Source organism: Staphylococcus pasteuri, from assembly GCF_030547725.1.
GTDB classification, from domain to species: domain Bacteria; phylum Bacillota; class Bacilli; order Staphylococcales; family Staphylococcaceae; genus Staphylococcus; species Staphylococcus pasteuri.
Genome location: NZ_JAUOQO010000179.1, coordinates 1 through 306, shown reverse-complemented (window position 1 = coordinate 306; position 306 = coordinate 1). Strand labels below are relative to the sequence as shown.

Genomic DNA, 306 nt, shown 5'->3' with positions numbered 1-306 from the left:
TGATCAGTGTGTGAGTGAAACTGTTGGCGTCTCACGTTTGGTCGCATTCACTGAGTGGTTACAAGAGACGGGGCAAAAGGGTTTTTTAGGAGAGTTTGGTGTTGCGGATAACTTGGTATGCCTAGCCGCTCTGGCTAACATGCTAGAGTATATTCGAAACAATGACGATGTCTGGGAAGGGTGGACATACTGGTCGGCAGGCCCTTGGTGGGGAAACTATATGTTTGAACTCCCTAAAGAAGACACGATTAAACTAGAGGCCATTAAAGGCTACTTATAAAGTAGCCTTTACCCACGGATTTACAA

At 45.8% G+C, this 306-nt stretch carries 1 protein-coding gene; it reads left to right on the top strand.

What is annotated here, in order from left to right; translation table 11 throughout:
- Nucleotides 1-280, top strand: a 280-nt coding sequence (locus tag Q4528_RS13310; protein ID WP_303521985.1) for a cellulase family glycosylhydrolase, incomplete at its 5' end; no start/stop codon positions are given.
- Nucleotides 281-306: the final 26 nt, after the last annotated feature.